16 protein-coding genes and 1 tRNA gene are annotated in these 19,161 nt (G+C 70.6%); 8 read left to right on the plus strand and 9 right to left on the minus strand.

Annotation, left to right across the window (positions count from 1 at the left end):
- Positions 1 to 36: 36 nt before the first annotated feature.
- Entirely contained in the window at positions 37 to 630 is a 594-nt protein-coding gene (locus ACWD1U_RS03375; protein ID WP_451104001.1) for a histidine phosphatase family protein, read from the plus strand.
- Here the strand turns inward: ACWD1U_RS03375 and ACWD1U_RS03380 are convergent.
- A complete protein-coding gene (locus tag ACWD1U_RS03380) occupies positions 627 to 2,087 on the minus strand; it encodes a hypothetical protein (RefSeq protein WP_451104002.1) in 1,461 nt (486 codons plus the stop codon). The two genes, ACWD1U_RS03375 and ACWD1U_RS03380, sit on opposite strands and share 4 nt — an antisense overlap.
- A gap of 300 nt (positions 2,088 to 2,387) precedes the next feature.
- Between ACWD1U_RS03380 and ACWD1U_RS03385 the strand changes: the two genes are divergently transcribed.
- The 6 genes from ACWD1U_RS03385 to ACWD1U_RS03410 all read left to right on the plus strand — a co-directional run bounded on the left by ACWD1U_RS03385 (position 2,388) and on the right by ACWD1U_RS03410 (position 9,035).
- Positions 2,388 to 2,783, plus strand: coding sequence for a hypothetical protein (locus ACWD1U_RS03385; protein ID WP_451104003.1), 396 nt, complete (start codon positions 2,388 to 2,390; stop codon positions 2,781 to 2,783).
- Between the two features lie 123 nt (positions 2,784 to 2,906).
- Positions 2,907 to 3,776 carry a spermidine synthase gene (locus tag ACWD1U_RS03390; RefSeq protein WP_451104004.1) on the plus strand — a complete coding sequence of 290 codons (870 nt, stop codon included), beginning with the start codon at positions 2,907 to 2,909 and terminating at the stop codon, positions 3,774 to 3,776.
- Positions 3,777 to 4,480: 704 nt separating this feature from the next.
- Positions 4,481 to 5,794 carry an ABC transporter substrate-binding protein gene (locus tag ACWD1U_RS03395; protein WP_451104005.1) on the plus strand — a complete coding sequence of 438 codons (1,314 nt, stop codon included), beginning with the start codon at positions 4,481 to 4,483 and terminating at the stop codon, positions 5,792 to 5,794.
- A 34-nt stretch (positions 5,795 to 5,828) separates the two neighbouring features.
- Positions 5,829 to 6,812, plus strand: a complete 984-nt coding sequence (locus tag ACWD1U_RS03400) for a carbohydrate ABC transporter permease (RefSeq protein WP_451104006.1) — start codon at positions 5,829 to 5,831, stop codon at positions 6,810 to 6,812.
- Positions 6,809 to 7,696, plus strand: coding sequence for a carbohydrate ABC transporter permease (locus ACWD1U_RS03405; protein WP_451104007.1), 888 nt, complete (start codon positions 6,809 to 6,811; stop codon positions 7,694 to 7,696). Before ACWD1U_RS03400 ends, ACWD1U_RS03405 begins: the two co-directional genes overlap by 4 nt.
- A gap of 25 nt (positions 7,697 to 7,721) precedes the next feature.
- Entirely contained in the window at positions 7,722 to 9,035 is a 1,314-nt protein-coding gene (locus ACWD1U_RS03410; protein WP_451104008.1) for a glycoside hydrolase family 36 protein, read from the plus strand.
- Between the two features lie 54 nt (positions 9,036 to 9,089).
- Here ACWD1U_RS03410 and ACWD1U_RS03415 read toward each other — a convergent pair whose 3' ends face one another.
- From ACWD1U_RS03415 to ACWD1U_RS03430, 4 genes are all read right to left on the minus strand, one after another.
- Positions 9,090 to 10,517, minus strand: a complete 1,428-nt coding sequence (locus tag ACWD1U_RS03415; protein ID WP_451104009.1) for a GH1 family beta-glucosidase — start codon at positions 10,515 to 10,517, stop codon at positions 9,090 to 9,092.
- A 98-nt stretch (positions 10,518 to 10,615) separates the two neighbouring features.
- Positions 10,616 to 11,524: a carbohydrate ABC transporter permease gene (locus tag ACWD1U_RS03420; protein ID WP_451104010.1), complete on the minus strand. Its 909-nt coding sequence runs from the start codon at positions 11,522 to 11,524 to the stop codon at positions 10,616 to 10,618.
- An 11-nt stretch (positions 11,525 to 11,535) separates the two neighbouring features.
- On the minus strand, positions 11,536 to 12,552 hold the full coding sequence (locus tag ACWD1U_RS03425) for a carbohydrate ABC transporter permease (protein WP_451104991.1): 1,017 nt from the start codon (positions 12,550 to 12,552) through the stop codon (positions 11,536 to 11,538).
- A gap of 5 nt (positions 12,553 to 12,557) precedes the next feature.
- A complete protein-coding gene (locus ACWD1U_RS03430) occupies positions 12,558 to 13,862 on the minus strand; it encodes an ABC transporter substrate-binding protein (protein WP_451104011.1) in 1,305 nt (434 codons plus the stop codon).
- A gap of 405 nt (positions 13,863 to 14,267) precedes the next feature.
- Here ACWD1U_RS03430 and ACWD1U_RS03435 point away from each other — a divergent pair, with 405 nt between their 5' ends.
- A complete protein-coding gene (locus tag ACWD1U_RS03435) occupies positions 14,268 to 15,323 on the plus strand; it encodes a LacI family DNA-binding transcriptional regulator (protein WP_451104012.1) in 1,056 nt (351 codons plus the stop codon).
- A gap of 511 nt (positions 15,324 to 15,834) precedes the next feature.
- On the opposite strand, the gene ACWD1U_RS03440 is transcribed toward ACWD1U_RS03435, so the two are convergent.
- From ACWD1U_RS03440 to ACWD1U_RS03455, 4 genes are all read right to left on the minus strand, one after another.
- A tRNA-His gene (locus tag ACWD1U_RS03440) sits at positions 15,835 to 15,907 on the minus strand.
- A 115-nt stretch (positions 15,908 to 16,022) separates the two neighbouring features.
- On the minus strand, positions 16,023 to 16,625 hold the full coding sequence (orn, locus tag ACWD1U_RS03445) for an oligoribonuclease (RefSeq protein ID WP_451104013.1): 603 nt from the start codon (positions 16,623 to 16,625) through the stop codon (positions 16,023 to 16,025).
- 329 nt (positions 16,626 to 16,954) lie between these two features.
- The gene (locus ACWD1U_RS03450) at positions 16,955 to 18,181 is read right to left on the minus strand and encodes a helix-turn-helix domain-containing protein (protein ID WP_451104014.1); all 1,227 of its coding nucleotides are present in this window, start codon (positions 18,179 to 18,181) and stop codon (positions 16,955 to 16,957) included.
- Between the two features lie 377 nt (positions 18,182 to 18,558).
- On the minus strand, positions 18,559 to 18,891 hold the full coding sequence (locus ACWD1U_RS03455) for a hypothetical protein (protein ID WP_451104015.1): 333 nt from the start codon (positions 18,889 to 18,891) through the stop codon (positions 18,559 to 18,561).
- Between the last annotated feature and the right edge of the window lie 270 nt (positions 18,892 to 19,161).

Below are 19,161 nucleotides of genomic sequence, written 5' to 3' on the forward strand. Positions count from 1 at the left end.
AGTTCCGCTTGCGTTTCACTTCCGGAAAGGTGCCCCATGGCTGCGCGCATCCTGCTGGCCCGACACGGACAGACCGAGTGGTCCCTGTCCGGCAAGCACACGGGCAGGACCGACGTGCCGCTGCTGGAGGAGGGCAGGCGCGGCGCCAAGCTGCTCGGCGAGCGCCTGCACCGGGCGCCGTACGACGGGCTGCCCGGCGTGGAGGTGCGCACCAGCCCGCTGGCACGCGCGCGTGAGACCTGCGAACTGGCCGGCTTCGGCGAACGCGCGCGTACCTGGGACGCGCTGCTGGAGTGGGACTACGGGGCGTACGAGGGCATGACCCCGGCGGACATCCAGGCCGTCCGGCCCGGCTGGCTGATCTGGCGCGACGGTGTCCCGGAGGGGGAGTCGCTCGCCGAGGTGACGGCCCGGGCGGACGAGGTGGTCTCCTGGGCGCGCTCCGAGGACCGGGACGTCCTGGTCTTCGCCCACGGGCACATCCTGCGGTCCATCGGGGCGCGCTGGCTGGGCCTGCCGATCGACTTCGCGGCACGGATACGGCTGAACCCGACGTCGTTGTCGGTCCTGGGGTGGGCGTACGGGGAGCCGGCGATCGAGAGCTGGAACGACCTGGGGCACCTGGTCTAGGACGTTCGCGGCGAAGAGGGCGAAGAGGCGTGCCGGTCCAGGAACGCCGACACCCCCGAAGCCCTCCGATGCGGCAGCAGCACCCGCGCCGTGGCGGCCAGCATCGTCTGGACGCGGGACGACTGGACCTCCTCCAGCAGATCCAGCACCCGCATCCCCGCCACCGCCGCCTCGTCCGGCCGGCCGCCCCGCGCGAGGTCGTCCGCCAGTTCCGCCGTGTACAGCGCGATGTTGCGCGTGAAGTGCGGATCCTGCAGCTCCGCCGCCCGGCGCGCGTGCCGGGCCGCCCGGGGCCAGTCGCCGAGCGTGGACCAGCACTGCGCCTCCAGGCCCTCCAGTTCGGCCTCCCCGTAGAAACTCATCCACTCGGGGTCGGAGTCCGAGGGGCCGCGTTCGAAGAGGGTCTGGGCCCGGGTCAACGCCTGTTCGCAGCCGACGCGGTCGGCGAGGCCCGCCCAGCCGCCCGCCTCGCGCAGCGCGAGCAGTGACATCAGCCGGGCGGAGCCCACGGGCCGGGCGACGCGCTGTGCTGCCTGGGCCGCCCGGACCGCCTCGCGCGGCCGGCCCGTGTCGCGTGCGAGGAACGCCGTGTTGCAGAAGGCGTGCGCCTCCAGGCCCGGGTCGCCGGTCATCCGGGCGGTCGCCAGGGCCTCGGCGTAGTGGGAGCGGGCGTCGTCGAAGCGGCCCGAGTCGTGGGCCAGCCAGCCCACGGAGATGGCCAGTTCACCGGCGCCCGAGTACAGGCGGTCCGCGGTCGCCTGCCGGGTCGTGCCGGCGTCCAGCAGGGCGTAGGCGGCGCGCAGCGGGGCGGCGGCGCGGCGATAGAGGCCGTCGGCCCCGTGCCGGTCGTCGAGCAGCCGGATCCGGCGGACGGCTTCTTCCAGAGCACCCGCGTCACTCGCCCCGGCGCGGCGCACGGGGCGCTGTGCCGCCGCGGCGTCGAGGGCGAGGCCGGCAGGCCCCAGCGAGGCGGCGGCCACCGTGGCGCCCCCGCTGGTCATGAATGCGCGACGCAGCACGTCGCTCTCCTCGTAGGTGTCGTGCGGGTGGTACGGGTCGTACGGGTTCCGCGTTGCATACGGCTCGCACGCCCTGCTGGGGTCACTCGTGGCGTTCGCCGGGTTCGTGGTGCGCGTCAGGGGCGCGTCCTCGGTGTCGCGCGCCCGGCGTCCGCGTACCGATGAGCGGGGTGCGAAGCCCAGGTCGGTGAGCGTGCGGCCTGGGAACATATGCAAGAACACCCGTTCGTACGCGTAGTTGGGGCAGCGGATCTCGCCCGCCTCGACCCGGCCGATGTACCGCGCGTCACAGCTGACCTGTTCGCCGATCTCGAGGCCGGCCCGGCGGATCGCCGCGGCGAACTCGGCCGGCGAGAGCTGTCCGCGCAGGTGCCGGAAGGCGAGGTTCGGCCGTGCCGGCCGATCGGGTTGAGACGGGGTCAGCGTTGACGACGCCATGGCCGGGTCCTCTCGTGCGAACCGTCGAACCATGCCGGAACCCGGGGCGGCTCGGGCGTGTTGTCCGTACGGCTGCCCTGTGTCCGGCGGGCAAGAACGTACCTGCTGTGTCGGAGTCCTCACGCTGGGTTTGGCTACAAACCGGATATGTCATCCGTGATCTGCCATGAAGTGCCATCCTTTGTGACTGACTTTCGCCGTAGCCGTTGACGGTCCGCCGCGTTGAATTCGGTGGACCGGGAGGACGCCCCCGTCTCCCGACCGCTCGTCCGAACAGGGGTTTTCGTGGTGGAGGCCGGGATGGATACCAGCCGGATCAACGATCCTCGTACGCCGCCGGGCAGACCGGCGGCCGGTTGCGAAGTGGTGACGGTGCCGGCGCGGCAGGGGTTGGAGGCGGTCGACATCCTGCGGCGCGGACCCGGGGAAGCCGTCGGACCGGTGCTGCACGACGACGGGGGCGACACGCTCGGCTTCCTCGTCCCGCCCGGCACGGCAGCCGCGTGGGACGTGCCCGGGAGCACATGCACGCGGACCGACGGCAGTGGACCGACCCTGGCGCCCGAACCTCCGGTGGAGGGCTCCGACTGGCTGCTGCCGCCCGGGGAGGCGGACCTCGCGACGGACCCGGCCGTACTGCGCAAGGCCCTGGGCGAGGCGGCCCGGACGATCCGGGCGGCGGACGGTTGCCGCTGAGACCCGGGGCTTCGGTGCCGGGCGGGGCGAGCGTGCGCCGTGACCGACGGTCCACCAGCGCGGCGGCCTCCGGTGCCGGGGGAGCGTACGTCCTGTTTAACAGCCCACCCCGATAATGAGCTCATGGGAAAGTCCAGGAGCGGGCGGCGCGGGCAGGCCGGTGCGGAGGCCGTCGTCGAGAGCGTCGACGGAGGGCTCGCCGAGCTGATCCCCGACCGCGAGCGGGCCCGGGCCTGGACCCTGGTGATCGACGGAGCCCCGCAGTCGCACGTCGACCTGGACGATCCGGCGTACCTGTCCTTCGAGTACCAGCGCCGGCTCGGGCACGTGATCGACCTCGTGGCCCCGCCGGGCCGGCCCGTGCACGCCGTGCACCTCGGCGGCGGCGCCCTCACCCTCGCCCGCTACGTCGCCGCCAGCCGGCCCCGCTCCACCCAGCAGGTCGTCGAACGGGACGCGGCCCTGGTCCGACTGGTCCGCCGTGAACTGCCGTTGGCGGCGAACGCGCGCATCCGGGTGCGGTCCGCCGACGCCCGAGCAGGACTCGCCAAGGTGCCGGACGGCTGGGCCGACCTCGTCATCACCGATGTGTTCAGCGGGGCCCGGACACCGGCCCACCTGACCTCGACCGAGTTCCTCGACGATGTCCGCAGGGCCCTCAAACCCGGCGGTGTCTACGCCGCCAACCTCGCCGACGGGCCGCCGCTCGCCCACCTGCGCGGCCAGATCGCCACCGCGGCCGTCCGTTTCGAGCAGCTCGCGCTGGTCGCCGACCCGACGGTGCTGCGCGGCAAGCGCTTCGGGAACGCCGTCCTGGTCGCCTCCGACCACCCGCTGCCCGTCGCCGAACTGACCCGCCGCGCCGCCTGCGACCCGCACCCCGGCCGGGTCGAGCACGGCAGGACGCTCACCGACTTCACCGGCGGGGCGCTACCCGTGACGGACAACGCGGCGATGGCCTCACCCGCACCGCCCGCGTCGGTCTTCAGGTGACCTTGCCGGCGGGCTGACCGTCCCGGCACGCGGCAGGTCCCGATCTCCACGCGCGGCGGCCCGTCGTGCCAAGGGCGGAACACCCACATCAGGCCCGCGCCCGAGGAGAACTCCACCCGGATCCACGACTCCGTCTTCGACACCTGCGTCGACCAGCCGGCGCCGGGAGCGGCGGAGACGGGGGCGGCGGAGGCCTCCCCGAGGGAGAGGACCACCCGGCCGCCCTCGGTGCCGGAGGTCACCCGACGGCGTGGGCACGGCCCGGGCGGTTCTCGCAGCGGTCGGGGTCGCTGGTCCTCGGCTCGGGAAACGACGGCTCGACCGGACTCGGCCCGGCAGCGTGCGCAAGCTCGCGGAGTCGACCGGCGGGCCGCTTCGGCTCCTCGGTGTTCGGCGGAACCGAGGTCTCCGGATCCGGCCGGCCGGCCGGCCGGGCGGGCGCCCGTGGGCTGGGGGCACCGGCGGATGAGGCGCCCGCGGCCCGGCAGGCCGGCCACTGTATACAACCGCTCCCGCCGATCACCGCTGTGGGTCGCCCTCACGGGTCGGTCACGTTTCGACAAATGAAGCCTACGACTCTTGACGCATGACCTGACATACGGCTGTCATTGCGCCACCGTGTTCGGTCAAGTTGATTTCTGGTCGATTACGACTGGACTTCACGTCACACCCTCCTGGCCGAACCCTGCCCTCAGGAGCCGTTCATGCACGACCTCTCCCTCTCCGGACTCTCCTCCTCCGCTCCCGGCCGCCGCACCGTGTTGCGCGGCATGGGTGGCGCGGCCCTGCTCGGCGCCGGCATACCCCTGCTGAGCGCCTGCGGCGGCAGCGGCTCGGCCGCCGACCCGAAGACGGTCAGCCTCGGCTCCAACGCGTCCGACGCCGTGCCGAAGAAGGCGTTCGCCGAGATCTACGCCGCCTTCACGAAGAAGTCCGGCATCAAGGTCGACGTGAACACCAAGGACCACAACACGTTCCAGGAGCAGATCAACTCCTACCTCCAGGGCACCCCCGACGACGTGTTCACCTGGTTCGCCGGCTACCGCATGCAGTTCTTCGCGTCGAAGAAGCTCGCCACCCCCATCGACGACGTGTGGCAGAAGATCGGCTCCGGCTTCCCCGACGCGATGAAGAAGCTCAGCAAGGGCGAGGACGGCAAGTACTACTTCGTGCCGCTGTACACGTACCCGTGGGCGGTCTTCTACCGCAAGAGCGTCTTCGCCCAGCACGGCTACAAGGTCCCCACCACCTGGGACGACTTCGTCGCCCTGTGCAAGCAGATGAAGAAGGACGGGCTGGTCCCGATCGCGTTCGGCGACAAGGACGCCTGGCCCGCGATGGGCACCTTCGACCAGATCAACTTCCGCACCAACGGCTACGACTTCCACGTCGAGCTGATGGCGGGCAAGGCCTCCTGGACCGACGCCAAGGTGCGCAAGGTCTTCGACCACTGGACGGAGATCCTGCCCTACCACCAGGAGGGCGCGGTGGGCCGCACCTGGCAGGACGCGGCACAGACGCTGGTGGCGAAGAAGGCCGGCATGTACCTGCTGGGCACGTTCGTCGGTCAGCAGTTCACGAACAAGGCCGACCTGGACGACCTCGACTTCTTCGCCTTCCCCGAGATCGACCCGCAGTTCGGGCAGGACACCGTCGAGGCGCCGACCGACGGCTTCATGCTCTCCAAGGACCCGAAGAACCACGCGGGCGCCGTCAAGCTCCTCGAGTACCTGGGCACGCCCGAGGCGGAGCAGATCTACCTCAAGGCCGACTCAAGCGTGGTGGCAGCCTCCACCAAGGCCGACACCTCCTCCTACACCGCGCTGCAGAAGAAGTCGTACGAGATGATCTCGAGCGCGAAGAGCCTCACCCAGTTCATGGACCGCGACTCCCGCCCGGACTTCACGTCCACGGTGATGCAGCCCGCGCTGCAGAACTTCGTCCGCAACCCGAAGAACATCGACAGCATCCTCTCGTCGATCGAGCGCCAGAAGAAGACGATCTTCGCCTCCTCCTGACCTGGAAACGGAGACTCGACGACTCGGATCCGACATGACTGCCACCCCCGCGAAGGCTCCGGAGCCGGCCACCCCGCCGTCTCCGGGGCCCCGCCCCGCGCCCAAGCCCGCCAAGGCGCCCTACGGACACCGGCGGCTGCTCACCCGCCGCGACCGGATCACGCTCGGCCTGATGGCCGGCGTGCCGACCATCCTGCACGTCGTCCTGGTGTGGCTGACGGCCCTCGCCTCGATCGCGCTGGCCTTCACCACCTGGGACGGCATCGGCTTCGACACCATCCGGTGGGTCGGCCTGCAGAACTTCAAGGAACTGTTCACCAGCAACCCGCAGTTCTGGCCCGCCGTCGAGCACAACGTCGTCTGGTTCGTGGTGCTCATCCTGCTGCCCACGCCGTTCGGCCTGTTCCTCGCCGTGCAGCTGGACAAGAAGATCCGCTTCAGCCGCGTCTACCAGACCGCGTTCTTCCTGCCGGTCGTGATGTCCCTGGCGGTCATCGGCTTCGTCTGGCAGTTGGTCTACAACCCCGACACGGGCCTGATCAACAGCATCATCGGCGCCAACAAGCCCGGCCACTACATCGACTGGATCGGTGACCCGGACCTCAACCTGTGGGCCGTGCTCGTCGCCGCCTCCTGGCGGCACGCCGGATACATGATGATCCTGTACCTGGCCGGCCTGAAGAGCGTCGACCCCGCTCTGCGCGAGGCCTCGGCGCTGGACGGCGCCAACGAGTGGCAGACGTTCAAGAACGTCATCTTCCCGACCCTGCGCCCGACGAACACCGTCGTCCTGGTCGTCACCATCATCGAGGCGCTGCGCGCCTTCGACCTGGTCTTCGTCTTCAACAAGGGCGCCCAGGGCACCGAACTGCTGTCGATCCTGGTGACCAACAACATCATCGGCGAGTCCAGCCGCATCGGATACGGCTCCGCGATCGCCGTCGTCCTGCTGGTGATCTCGCTCGCGGTGATCATCCCCTACCTGATCGCCACCTTCCGGAAGGAGCGGCGCGCATGAGCACCGTCGCCGGCGCTCACAAGCAGCGCACCCCCGTCCGCCCCGCCCGGATCCTGCTGCACACCTTCCTGGTCGTCACGGCGCTGGCCTGGCTGGCGCCCCTGCTGTGGGCGCTGCTCGCGGCGATGCGGCCATACGCGGAGACCAGCGCCAGGGGCTATGTCTCCTGGCCCGACAAGCTCACCTTCGACAACTTCACGAACGCCTTCCAGCAGTCGGACATGCTGCACTACTTCGGCAACACGCTGATCATCGCGGTCCCGGCCGTGCTGCTGACGCTGCTGCTGTCGTCGATGGTCGCCTTCTACGTCAGTCGCTTCGACTTCCGGCTCAACCTGTCGCTGCTGCTGCTCTTCACAGCGGGCAACCTGCTGCCCCAGCAGGTCATCATCACCCCGCTGTACCGGCTGTACCTGCTGATCGACCTGCCCGGCATCACCATGAGCGGCAAGCTCTACGACTCCGCGCTCGGCCTGGTGCTCATCCATGTGGCGTTCCAGTCCGGCTTCTGCGCGTTCGTGCTCAGCAACTACATGCGCTCGCTGCCGCACGAGCTGACCGAGGCCGCCCTGGTCGACGGGGCCTCCGTCTGGCGGCTGTACTGGCAGATCGTGCTGCCCCTGTGCAAGCCGGCGATGGCCGCCCTCGCCACCCTGCTGTCCATCTGGATCTACAACGACTTCTTCTGGGCCATCGTCCTGATCTCCACCGGCGAGAACATGCCGATCACCTCGGCGCTGAACAACCTGTCCGGGCAGTACTTCACCGACCCCAACCTGGTCGCCGCCGGCGCCCTGCTCACCGCGATCCCGACCCTGATCGTGTACTTCGCGCTCCAGCGCCAGTTCGTCAGCGGCTTGACGCTCGGCGCCAACAAGGGCTGACCGCTTCCGCCGAAAGAGACTCACCGTGCCCCACCCCTTCACCCCCGTCGCCGCCGTCCCCGTGGATTCCCGTCACGCCCGGGTCCACGAGGAGGGCTGGCAGTCCTGGAGCCCCAGCGGCGCCTACGCCCTCGACGCGACGCGGTACCGTCCGACGAACGGCAACTGGGCGACCGTCTGTTACCGCCCCGGCGTCACCGTCCCCGCCGGCACCTTCCAGGGCGAGGGCCTGCTGGCGCTCGACCCGGGCGACGGCTCACCGGCCCGGCTGTGGGCGGCGGCCGAGCCGACGCGCGAGGTGCCGTCGATCCGGCTCGCCGTACGGGACGGGGTCGCCGAGGTCGGCGCCGACGGCCCGGTGAAGGAGTGGACGGGCCCGGACATCCAGTCGGTGCTGGGCGACTGGGCCGCCGGTCTCGGACTCGCGGCACCCCGCCCGGCGCCGACGGCCTGGTGCTCCTGGTACGAGTACTTCACGGACGTCACCGAGGACGACATCCACGAGAACCTCCGCGCGATGGACACCCTCGACCTGCCCGTCGACGTCGTCCAGATCGACGACGGCTACCAGCAGGCCCTCGGCGACTGGCTCACCCTCTCCGGACGCTTCCGCTCCCACGCCGCAATCGCCGAGAAGATCCGCTCCCGCGGACGCCGCGCCGGCATCTGGACGGCCCCGTTCCTCGTCGACCCGGCGAGCGACCTGGCCGCCGAGCACCCCGACTGGCTGGTCCGCGACACCGCCGGCGGCTTCGCGCACGCCGGCCGCAACTGGGGCCACGACCTGCGCGTCCTGGACACCACCCACCCGGACGCGGCGGCCTGCCTGACGGAGGTCTTCACGACCCTGCGCGCCGAGGGCTACGACTACTTCAAGACCGACTTCCTCTACGCGGGTTCCCTGGACGGCGTACGCCACGCGGACGTCGACGCCCTCACGGCCTACCGCTCCGGCATCCGCCTGATCCGCGAGGCGATAGGAAGCGAGGCGTACCTGCTCGGCTGCGGCGCCCCGATGCTCCCCTCCATCGGCCTGTTCGACGCGATGCGCGTCAGCCCCGACACCGCCCCGCACCGCAGCCCCGAGGCCGGCGACTACAGCCAACCCGGCCAGGATCCCGCCGAGTTCACCGGCGCGGCCCGCCAGTGGCAGCACGGCCGCCTCTGGACCAACGACCCCGACTGTCTGATGGCCCGCCCCGCGGTCGAGACCCGCGAACAGTGGGCGGCACACGTGGAGTCGACGGGTGGCCTGATGGCCTCCAGCGACCGGTTGCTGTCCCTGGACGCATGGGGCGTGGAGACGACCCGCCGCATCCTGTCGGGCACCCGCGGCTGAGACGCGGCGGGGCGCGGCACCCCCCTGAACGTGCCGCGCCCCGCCCCCCGTCGGTCAGACCGCCTCCACCTCCGGCAGCGCGCCCGTCCGGGCCGCCTGTCCGTACCAGTGGGCGCTCGTCTTCGGTGTGCGCTCCAGCGTCGCGTAGTCCACGTACACGGCGCCGAAGCGCTTGCCGTAGCCGTACGCCCACTCGAAGTTGTCCAGCAGGGACCACAGGAAGTAGCCGCGGACGTCCGCCCCGTCGGCGATCGCCCGGCGGACCGCCGACAGGTGGCCGTGCAGGTAGGCGACCCGCTCCGGGTCGTGCACCCGGCCGTCGGAGTCGATCTTGTCGTCGTAGGCCGCGCCGTTCTCGGTGATGTACAGCGGCAGGCCCGGTGCCTCCCGGGAGTAGCGCATGATCAGCTCGTGCAGGCCGGTCGGGTCGATCGTCCAGCCCATCTCCGTGCGGTCGCCCGGCGTCTGGTGGAAGGCCACGTCGTCCACGCCCGGCCACGGCGAGTGCTCGCTCGCCCCGTGCCCGTCCGCCCGCGGCCCCTGGGCGGCCGGGTCCGCCGCCGACACCAGCGAGGGCGTGTAGTAGTTGAGGCCCAGCGCGTCCAGCGGCTGGTTGATCAGCGCCAGGTCGCCGTCGAGGACGAAGTCCCAGTCCGTGACGCCGGCTGTCGCCACATACAGCGACTCCGGGTAGGCGCCGTGCAGGATCGGGCCGTGGAAGACGCCGCTGGCCAGGTCGTCGATCTTGCGGGCCGCGGCCAGGTCCGCCGGGTCCTGCGACAGCGGGCGCACGGCCGCCGAGTTGAGGGCGATCGCCACCTGGTTGCGGGCCGGCATCACCGACCGCAGCGCCGAAGCGCCCAGGCCGTGCGCCAGGTTCAGGTGGTGCGCGGCACGCAGCGAGGCGAGCGGGTCCGTACGGCCCGGGGCGTGAACACCCGAGGCGTACCCGAGGAACGCGGCGCACCACGGCTCGTTGAGCGTCATCCAGTGCTCCACGCGGTCGCCGAGCGCCTCGCCGACGATATGCGCGTACTCGGCGAACCGGTACGCCGTGTCCCGCTCCGGCCAGCCGCCCGCGTCCTCCAGTTCCTGCGGCAGGTCCCAGTGGTAGAGGGTGACGGCCGGCTTGATGCCCTTGGCCAGCAGCTCGTCCACCAGCCGGCGGTAGAAGTCCAGGCCCTTCTGCACGGCCGGGCCCCGCCCGGTCGGCTGCACCCGCGACCACGAGACGGAGAAGCGGTAGGCGCCCAGGCCCAGCTCCGCCATCAGCGCCACGTCCTCGCGGTAGCGGTGGTAGTGGTCGACGGCGATGTCACCGTGCTCGCCACCGGCCGTCTTGCCGGGCGTATGGCTGAAGGTGTCCCAGATCGACGGCGTCCGGCCGTCCTCCCGCACCGCGCCCTCGATCTGGTACGCGGAGGTCGCCGCGCCCCAGAGAAAGGCGGGGGGGAAGGTGGCCGGGTTCTCGGATTCAGGCATGGAAGCGCTCCCAAAGGGGGTCGTGAGACCGACGGTGGAGGGGGGAGGGGAGGGAAGGACAGGGGCCGGAGCGGCGCTGACCCGGCCCCGGGAACAGGTCAGCCCTTGACGGCGCCCTGCATGATGCCGCCCACGATCTGCTTGCCGAAGATCGCGAAGACCAGCAGCAGCGGCAGCGTGCCGAGCAGCGCGCCCGCCATGATCAGCGACTGGTCGGGCGTGTAGCCGCGGCCGAGACCCGCGATCGCGACCTGCACGGTCGGGTTGCCGGTCTGGGTCAGCACCAGGAACGGCCACAGGAAGTCGTTCCAGGCTTGCACGAACATCAGCATGCCGAGCACGGCCATCGCGGGCCGGGCGGTGGGGAACACCACGTGCCACACCACGCGCCAGCTGCTCGCGCCGTCCACCCGGGCCGCCTCGATGATCTCGTCCGGCAGCGCCTGGATCAGGTACTGCCGCATGAAGAACACTCCGAACGCGCTGACCAGCGAGGGGAAGATGACCGCCTGCAGCTGGTCGGTCCAGTCCAGCTTGGCGACCATCATGTAGAGCGGGATCACGCTGAGTTGCGGCGGCACCATCATCGTGCCGATCACGATCAGCATCAGCGCGCCCCGGCCCTTGAACCGCAGCTTGGCGAAGGCGAACCCGGCGATCGTCGAGAGGAACACGATGGTCGCCGACGACACGCCCGCGACGATCGTGGTGTTGAGGAACGCCTCACCCAGGTTGGCGTCCCGCCAGGCGATCTCCAGGTTGTTGAACAGGTTGGCGCCGAACCAGAACGGCGGAGGCGTCTCGGCCAGCCGCTGGTTGTCACGGGAGGCGGCGATCGCCGTCCACACCAGCGGGAACAGCGAGACGATGGTGAACAGGCCCAGGACCGCGTAGGCGATCGGGCCGGCGTGCAGGGTCCCGCCCGCCCGCGCGGACTTGGGCAGGCGCGAGCGCTTCTGCTCCTGGGCGGGTGTCTTCGTCTCGGGGGGCGTCACAGTCGTCGTCACGGCCACACTCCTTAGCTACTGGCGCGCAGCCGGCGCGAGATGACGTAGTTGACGATGCCGACGACGATCAGGATGAGGAACATCGTCCAGGCGATCGCGGAGGCCCGCCCGAGGTGCTGGTTCACCCAGCCCTGCTCGTACAGGTACAGGCCGAGCGTCTGGAACTGGTGCTCGGCACCGCCCGAGGCGCCCTTGTTCGCGTCGAACAGCAGCGGCTCGCCGAAGACCTGGCTGGCGCCGATGGTCGACACGACGACCGTGAACAGGATCGTCGGCCGCAGCGACGGCAGCGTCACATGGAAGAACTGCTGCCAGCGGTTGGCCCCGTCCAGCGCCGCCGACTCGTACAGGTCGTTCGGGATGGCCTGCATCGCCGCCAGGTAGATCAGCGCGTTGTAGCCGGTCCAGCGCCAGATGATGATCGTCGAGACGGCGATCTGGGAGGGCCACCTGTCGTTCTGCCAGTCGACGTGGTCGATGCCGACCATGTTCAGAACCCAGTTGATCATGCCGTAGTCGCGGCCGAAGAGCAGCACGAACACCAGCGAGGCGGCGGCGATCGAGGTCGCGTACGGCGCGAGCATCACGACCCGGTAGAAGGTCGAGCCGCGCAGCTTGTAGTTCAGGATGTGAGCGATGCCCATCGCCATCAGCAGCTGCGGAACGGTGGAGATGATGCCGATGGTCAGGGTGTTCTTCGCCGCGTTCCAGAAGAAGTCGTCGTCGAAGATCCGGGTGTAGTTGCGCAGCCCCACCCAGTTCATGTCGGTGGGCGCCGTGAGTTCCACCTGGTGCAGCGAGGCCCAGCCCGTGTAGATCAGCGGGAACAGGCCGAACGCGACGAACAGCAGGAAGAACGGCGAGACGAAGGCGTACGGGCTCCAGCGCACGTCCCGCTGCCAGCGGCGGGACAGCCGGGCCCGGCGGCGCTCGTCCGCCGGCGCGGGCGTCCTGCCCGAGTCCGGACCGGCCGGGGCCGCGCCCCCCTCCTTGGAGGGGAGCGCGGCGGTGTCGGGGCGGGTGGCCATACCGGTCACTTGTCCAGGTTGTTGTCGATGGTCTTCACGGCCGTGTTCCAGGCCTCCTCGGGCGACTTGCCCTTGGTGACGAGGACGAGACCGTTGTCGTTCAGGCTGGACCCGATGATCTGGTCCTTCGGTCCGATGACCTGGACCGGGCTGGTCTCGGCGGCCTCGGCGAAGATCTTGCCGATCGGGGCGTCACCGGTCATCTTGTTCTTCGCGTTCTGCACGGCCGGAGTGTCGTACGCGGACGGCGTGCTGGGGAAGCTGCCGCGCTTCTCGAACAGCTTCGCCTGCTGCTCGGGCGCGGTCAGCCAGGCGGCCAGCTCGGTGGCCTCCTTCACGTGCTTGCCGCTCTTCGGCACGCTGAGGAAGGAACCGCCCCAGTTGCCGGACTTGGGCGCGGGCGCCACGTCCCACTTGCCCTGCGCCTCGGGCTTCGACTTGCTCTCGATGTAGCCGAGCATCCACGGCGGGCAGGACATCGCCGCGAACTTGCCGTTGGCGATCGTGGTGTCCCAGGCCGGCTGGAACTGGCTCTGCGCACCGACCAGACCGTCCTCGGCCGCCTTCGCGGTCATCATGAACGCGTCCTTGACGACCGGGTTGTCCTTGTAGATGACCTTGCCGGACTCGTCGTAGAAGCGGACCTTCTCACTGCTGAGGACGGCGCTCATCAGGCCGCCGGGGGAGTCCATGAACGTGGTGCCCTCGGGCGCCTTCTTCTTGTACTCCTGGCCGACGTCGATCAGCTTCTTCCAGTCACCCGCCCACCTCTTCGCGAGCTCCTCGCGGTCGGTGGGCAGACCGGCCTTCTCGAAGAGGTCCTTGCGGTAGCAGATCGCCATCGGGCCGACGTCGGTGCCGAGACCTATCGTCTGGCCGTCCTTGGTGGTGGCCTGCTGCCACTTCCAGTCCAGGTAGTCGTCCTTCTTCACGCCCGGCGCCTTCGAGAGGTCCTCGAGCTTGCCCGCCTGCGTCGCGACCACCTCGGCGATGTTGCCGACTTCGATGCCCTGGATGTCCATCAGGCCGCTGTTGGTCGTGAGGTGGTTGACGAGCGCCGGGTAGTAGTTCTCGTTCCGCTCGGTGACGTTCTCCTGGATCTTGATGTTCGGGTGGAGCTTCTCGTACTCGGCGTAGAGACCGGCCTCCTTGAAGCCGAAGGTGCCGAAGAGGCCCATGGTGATGACGGTCTTGCCATCACTGCCGCCCGACGATCCCGAGCCGTTGCCGCCGTCGTCGGCACAACCGGCCAGCAGCCCGGCGCCCAGCGACGCGACGGCCGCCAGCACTACCGCCCTACGTGCTCGCATCTGAGGTCCTCCTGTTGCCCTGACGTGCCGACCCCCCGGGCCAACTGCTTGGTCGGGCCCATTTCTCACTCGCTGCGGCTCGGGCGGGGAACGTGCGGGATGTGTATGTGTCAGGTACCGTGGGAGCGCTCCCACCAGTGATGTGTTGAAGGGTTGCCGGTCGGAGCGAGGGTGTCAAGGGACCGAGCGCCGAGAAGTGCGTTCAGTTATCGGGCTGTTAACTGGACCCGCGGGAGCGTTCGCACGCCGACGCGTCCGACTGGTTTCAGCCGCCGGGCCGTTCGCGAAGGATGCGTACGGGCCGAAGCGGAGGTCCCGGAACGCCCGGCTCCCAGGGGCGGTCACCGGCTCTGACGGGGCTGTTAGATTCCAGCCAGCGTGACACACGACGGAAGGCGGAAGCCCATGGCAAGCCACGGAGCGCGGGGCCGGAGCGGGGGCCGGCCCACCCTCGAAGAGGTGGCGGCGCGCGCCGGTGTGGGCCGCGGCACCGTCTCCCGGGTGATCAACGGTTCACCCCGGGTCAGCGACGCGACCCGCGCGGCCGTCGAGGCGGCGGTCGCCGAGCTCGGCTACGTCCCGAACACCGCGGCCCGGGCCTTGGCCGCCAACCGTACGGACGCGATCGCGCTGGTCGTGCCCGAGCCGGAGACGCGGTTCTTCGCGGAGCCGTACTTCTCGGACATGCTCAAGGGCGTCGGAGCGGAGCTGGCCGAGACGGAGATGCAGCTGTTGCTGATCTTCGCGGGCAGCGACCGTGAACGTCAGCGCCTCGCCCAGTACCTGGCGGCCCACCGGGTGGACGGCGTCCTGCTGGTCTCGGTGCACGCGCACGATCCGCTGCCGGACCTGCTCGCACAGCTGGAGATCCCGGCGGTCATCAGCGGTCCGCGGTCGGCCGGGGAGACGCTGGCCTCGGTGGACTCCGACAACTACGGCGGTGCGCGCCAGGCCGTCGAGCACCTGCTGTCCCGCGGCCGCCGCCGGACGGCCCACATCACCGGCCGCCTCGACGTCTACGGTGCCCAGCGCCGCATCGACGGCTACCGCGACGCCCTGCGCGACGCGGGCCACGCGGTGGACGAGGCGCTGATCGAGCCGGGCGACTTCACCGAGGAGGGCGGTCGGCGCGCGATGACCGCGCTGCTGGAGCGCCGGCCCGACCTCGACGCGGTCTTCGCGGCCTCCGACGTCACCGCGGCCGGCGCCCGTCAGGCCCTGCGTGAGGCCGGCCGCCGCATCCCCGACGACGTGGCGCTCGTCGGCTACGACGACTCCGCCATAGCCCGCCACATGGACCCGCCCCTCACCAGCGTCCGCCAGCCCATCGAGGAGATGGGCCGCCGGATGATCCACCTCCTCCTCTCGGAGGTCGCCGACCGCCGCCCCCTCGCGTCCCGCGCCCCGGAAAGACGCCAGATGGTGCTGGCCACGGAGCTGGTTCACCGGTCGTCCTCCTGACGGACCATCCCCTGCTGGACACGACCGATGCCGATCGGACCGAGCCGCACCTGCGCACGGCGGGCGGAATCTTCCGCGCCTTCCCCGATCAGAACTCCGGCTGTGTCCCGTACGGAGTCCGGCTCGCGAACGGCGACGCGGGTTCGCGAAGGAGGCCACGACGGTCCAGGCCGGTTCGTCGCTGAACCGGGCCCGGGGCCGTCCACCGGGTCGTACGCCACCCGGCGACGTCCCCCGGCTCCACCGCTTCGAGGCCCGCTCCGGCGGTTCGGGCGGAGGACAGTGGCGCAACCGGCGATGGCGGAACGCGCCACGCGAGCCGATGCGGCCGAACGGTTCACGGGGGTGGGAAAGTTGACGGAGATGTGGCGGGCGAGGGGGCGCTGAGGCCCGGGTAGCGTCGCACTCCACCGGCTCATTGATGCACGTCACCATCGCACGGGGCCACGAGCCGTCCAGAACACGAACGAGGGGCTGCCCCGGTTTCCCGGAGCAGCCCCTCGTTCGTCAGGGTGAGTGACGGGACTCGAACCCGCGGCATCCTGGACCACAACCAGGTGCTCTACCAGCTGAGCTACACCCACCATGACCGGCTTGGAGATCAGTGATGTCCCCGACCGGCCGAGAAAAAGTGTACAGGGTCCGAAGGGGTGCTCGCGCCCGGCTTTCGAGGCGCCCCTCGTCGGACCCCTGTTCTGCCTACTGAGCGGGCAGGACGTGCTTCGCGGCGATCTTCTTCGCGGCGTCCGAGTCGGGCCCGGGCTGCGGGACGAACACGGCCTCCCGGTAGTACCGCAGCTCCGCGATCGACTCGCGGATGTCGGCGAGCGCGCGGTGGTTGCCGTTCTTCTGCGGACTGTTGAAGTACGCCCGCGGGTACCAGCGGCGGGCCAGCTCCTTGATCGACGACACGTCGACGATCCGGTAGTGCAGGTAGTCCTCCAGCGTCGGCATGTCACGCAGCAGGAAGCCGCGGTCCGTGCCGACGGAGTTGCCGCACAGCGGGGCCTTGCCCGGCTCCTTGACGAACTCCCTCACATACGCCAGGACCTGCTCCTCGGCGTCTTTCAGCGTCGTGCCGTTCGGCAGCTCGGCTAGCAGTCCGGACGCGGTGTGCATCTGACGCACCACATCCGGCATCGTCTCCAGCGCACGCTCCGGCGGCCGGATGACAATGTCCACGCCCTCGCCGAGCACGTTCAGCTCGGAGTCCGTGACGAGGGCGGCCACCTCGATGAGCGCGTCGTCCGACAGCGAGAGGCCGGTCATCTCGCAGTCGATCCACACCATGCGATCGTTCATGTGTCTAACCTTACGGCGCGGGGTCGCTCCGCGGGTCGGCCGTGCGTGCGGGTGCCGTGGCTTGCCGGGAGCCCGGCGTGGGTGCCCGGCCTGCCGGGGGCTGCCGCCCCGGCCCCCGCTTCGGCCTGAACGGCCTCGTCCTCAGGCGTCGGGCGGGCCGGGGTGTGGCCGGTCGCCGTCGTCGTCAGGCGCCGCCGTTGACCGGTCGCCGTCGTTCTCGAAAGCCGGACGGCCGAGATGTCGCCGGTCGCCGCCGGGGTGTGGCGCGTCGGCGTGCTCAGGTGCCGGGCGGGCCGGCCTGGTCTGGCTGCCCGCCCGGCACTACGAGGTCACGTCGCGTTGCGCTGCCCCGGAAGGCTCGCCGACAGGGCCTGAGGCGCTCCGACCGCGCTCGCCGCCGCCGCACGGCGGGACTGGTGCGGCATCGGGTGCTCCGGGTGCAGGGCGGCGGGCGGCTGCCCGGCGTGGCCCGGATGGCCCGGTACGCCGGACCCGGGACCGCCCTGGGCGGCCTCGGTGTCCTGGGGCCGCTCGCCCTGCGGGCGCCGGGCCCGGTACGCCGCCCGGTACGCGGCCGGGGACGAGCCCAGCTGGCGGCGGAAGTGCCCGCGCAGGGCGACCGGCGACCGGAAGCCGCAGCGCCCCGCCACCTCGTCCACCGAGTAGTCCGACGTCTCCAGCAGGCGCTGCGCCTGGAGCACCCGCTGCGTGATCAGCCACTGCAGCGGAGCGCTCCCGGTCAGCGAGCGGAAGCGGCGGTCGAACGTACGCCGGCTCATGTACGCGCGTGCCGCCAGGGTCTCCACGTCGAACTGCTCGTGGAGGTGCTCCAGCGCCCAGGCGACGACCTCGGCCAGCGGGTCGGCGCCGATCTCCTCCGGTAAAGACCTGTCGAGGTAGCGCTCCTGCCCACCGCTGCGGCGGGGCGGCACGACGAGCCGTCTGGCCAGGGCCCCGGCCGCCTCGTTGCCGTGGTCCGTGCGCACGATGTGCAGGCACAGGTCGATGCCCGCGGCGGTGCCCGCCGACGTCAGCACGTCGCCGTCGTCGACGAACAGCTCACGCGGGTCCACGTGTACCGACGGGTAGCGCTTGGCCAGCGTCGGTGCGTACATCCAGTGTGTCGTCGCGGGGCGGCCGTCCAGCAGGCCCGCCGCCGCGAGGACGAAGGCGCCGGTGCACAGCCCGACGATGCGGGCGCCCTCTTCGTGGGCGCGACGCAACGCGTCGAGCGCCTCCTCCGGTGGCGGAGAAGTGATCGAACGCCAGGCCGGTACGACGACCGTGCCCGCGCGCGAGATCGCTTCCAGGCCATGCGGTGCGGTGAGTTCGAGTCCCCCTGTGGTCCGCAGCGGGCCGTCCTCGCCCCCGCACACCAGAAGGCGGTAGCGCGGTACGCCGGCGTCCTGGCGGTCAACCCCGAACACCGACAGCGGTATGGAACTTTCGAAGATGGGGCCGCCGCTGAACAGCAGCACCGCGACGATCTCCTTGCGGCGTCGCCCGGAAAGCTTCCGGGCCGCGGCTTCCGGCGCGGCAGTGGAGTCGTGGCTCATACTGCTAAGCCCCCCTCGGTGGTCGCGGCTCCTCGGTTGTGTCGCTCCTGCACGTTTCCCCTCGGTCCTGCACGAGTCCCCCGCCGTAGACAGTCAAGATCGAATCTACTGTGTCGCGTCGCGCCGAGGTGGCCGGTTCGGCACTCGGCACATTGTCGACTTGGCAACTTGGCGTGAAGCATTCGATCACGAAGCGTTGCACTCGTGGGGCGCGCAGGGAAGTGCGCCTTGTCGCGGTGGCCAATCCACGTAGGGTGCGCAGGGCCCTTGAGGCCCTTTCCGTGCAGGTCGAACGGGGGTCGGGGGGTGGTGGGGCAGGGTGATGCACAGGTGCGAGAAGTTGGCTGAAAAGCAGCGTGCCCGTGCGCGGAAACCGGTCAGCCGACCGGTGTATCTCCCCCGGTGTGCCGTGCGCCACGGTGCGACCCCGTTCCGGTGCGGTGGTGCCTGCCCCGGTGGGGCGCCCGGTCCTCGGCCGCGATACGGGCCGCGCCCCGCTCGGACTGGCGCAGCAGGATCCGGCAGGCGCCCGTGCCGACGGCGAGCCCGAGAGCCGTGCCCACGGCACCGGCCAGGGAGGTGCCGCAGGAGAGGAGTACGACGGGGACGAGCAGGCAGCTGAAAGCCGCCCAGCGGATCACGTCCGTCGCGGTGCCCCGCTGCGGCGGGGTCGCGCGGTCCGCCTCGGAGGCGGAGCGTGGTCCGGACATGTGTACTCCCTGGGGCGTGGCTCACGGGGTTCAACGCGCGGCCGCGGCGTCGGTCACCGTGCGGCCGGATCGCCCCCCACAGGTAAGTGAATCCTGTGCGAACCGCCTGTACAGCGCAGCAACCATTGCGTTACGGGCGTCGCCTCGTGCATGCTCCCTGGAACCCGCACGCACGACGGGCGGGAGCTGGGCCAAGGAGGCGTGCCGCCGTACCCTTGGGGGTATGGGATCGGGAAGACCATTCCGGACACAGCTCCGCCGCACACTGTT

The organism is Streptomyces sp. NPDC002788, assembly GCF_053592115.1.